Source organism: Candidatus Symbiopectobacterium sp. NZEC135 (genome assembly GCF_025962695.1).
The window spans coordinates 1-2052 of sequence record NZ_JAGFPF010000262.1; the positions used below are offsets into that span (position 1 = coordinate 1).

1 protein-coding gene and 1 pseudogene are annotated in these 2052 nt (G+C 56.6%); one reads left to right on the forward strand and one right to left on the reverse strand.

Going from position 1 to position 2052, the window contains the following annotated elements; genetic code table 11:
* Positions 1-138: pseudogene (locus J5224_RS25660) on the forward strand (PLP-dependent aminotransferase family protein); the annotation flags it as partial.
* Between the two features lie 291 nt (positions 139-429).
* Here the strand turns inward: J5224_RS25660 and J5224_RS25665 are convergent.
* Positions 430-2049 carry a methyl-accepting chemotaxis protein gene (locus J5224_RS25665; protein ID WP_264628024.1) on the reverse strand — a complete coding sequence of 540 codons (1620 nt, stop codon included), beginning with the start codon at positions 2047-2049 and terminating at the stop codon, positions 430-432.
* Between the last annotated feature and the right edge of the window lie 3 nt (positions 2050-2052).

Sequence of the window (2052 nt, forward strand, 5' to 3'; positions counted from 1 at the left end):
GAACAGGGCGTGGTGTTCGTACCGGGTGAGTTCTTCTTCCCGGAACGTCCTGATTACGCCACGCTGCGTTTCTCGTTTGCCACCGCAACGGATGAGCAGATGCACGAGGCGGTTGCTCGCCTGAAACGCGCGCTCTAAGTTGAGTGGTTGAGATTGCTGATAAAGCCACTTTACTTCTCGTCATCCTCGGCGCAAGCCGGGGATCTCTGCCAGGATAAATGCGTTTCTTCGGCAAGAGATTCCCGCCTGCGCGGGAATGATGGCGGTGGGAGTCCACTGTTCTAGGCTGGTTTTTCAGCGGTTGCTTGCTACGCTACACCGCGCCTCAGCACAGTTGTCGAACCAGATACGGCAGTTCCTGACTGACCATCTCCAGTAGGGTGTCGCGCACCGCCGTTGTTTATGAAAGCCGGTGATGTGGTGGACACGCTAAAAGTGTGTCCAGTTCTCCCGGCTACCCTGCGGTAGCGGGAGTGCACGCCCTGAAGGGGGACTCTGCGGCATGGTGTGGGGCGCTAATGCCTTATCGCTTGAGGCAATGCGGAACATTTGCATCAGTGATACCAATTGGGCTGCCTGATCGTTCAGGCTTCCGGCCGCGCTGGCCGACTGTTCGACCAGCGCAGCGTTCTGCTGTGTCACGCGATCGAGCTGATTGATCGCGCTGTGAACTTGCTCAATGCCCGATTCCTGCTCCCGCGTGGTTCCCCCGATGGTGGCGATCAAATGGGCGACCTCACTTGCCTGCGCCACTAACGCTGCAATGGTGCTGCCCGTCTCTTCAACCAGCGTAGAGCCGGCATTGACAGTTTCTACGCTGTTATGGATCAGCGTTTTGATTTCTTTGGCGGCGGAAGCGGAGCGCTGCGCCAGCGAGCGAACCTCACCGGCAACCACGGCAAAGCCGCGACCTTGTTCGCCCGCACGGGCGGCCTCGACGGCGGCGTTCAACGCCAGAATGTTGGTTTGAAATGCAATGCCATCAATCACGCCGATAATATCGCTGATTTGGCCTGAACTGGTGGTAATGGCTTTCATGGTTGCCACGATCTGGTTAACGGCTTCTCCGCCTTTTTCCGCCGTGGCGCTGGCCTGGTTGGCGAGCTGTGCGGCACTGTGCACTGCATCGGCGTTTTGACGCACCGCCTGGCTTATCTCTTCCATCGCGGCGGCGGTTTGCTGCAAATTAGCCGCCTGTTCTTCCGTGCGCTGACTCAGATCGGTACTGCCGATGGCAATTTCGTTGGAGCCGGTGGCGATGGATTCGCTGCTTTGCCGTACCTGCTCCACCATGGCGCTCAGACTGTTGCGCATGGTGTTCATGGCGGCCAGCATGCTGCTGCTGTCGTTAGGGCGCAGGGCAATCGCTGCGGCTAAATCCCCTTGAGCGACTTGCTGGGTAATGAGGGTTGCATAGGCCGGCTCGCCACCCAGCTGTTTTCTCAAGGTATAAGCGATCAGAAACGCAATCAGCGCACCCAATCCCGTTGCCAGCAGCGCCAGAATCAACATCAGGTTTCCGCCATTATTAGCCTGCGCGATGGCTTGCTGGGCCAGCTTGATCGCCTGATTTTTTTGCAGATCAATCATATCATCCAGCGTTTTGAACACCGGTAACTGTGCGCGCCGCATCTCGTCCAGCTTCATTTTTTCTTCCGGGTTATCGCTGAGCTCCCGGGCTACCGCTTCTTTCACCGCATTCATATACGCGGGACGAATTTTGGCCAACTGCGCCAATAACGCCTTTCCAGCAGGGAGCGTGGAGTTGTCATTCAGCGTCTCCAGAAGCTCGGTATTGCGGGCAATCGTGGTATCAATCACCTGCTTCTCTTCCTGTTTACGTGCACGATCCTGATACAGCGCCATATTGCGCACTGAGCGGGCGACAGCATCGAATCCGGTTTTTAATTCCTGAGTGAGTAACAGATTATTGAGTGAACGGTTGGCGAGCAGTTCCATATCATTGCCCAGTGATATCAACTGAGAGCGACCAAGAATGGCCACGCACAGGCTGATGATAATCACTGACGCAAAGCCCGAGCCCAACATGGT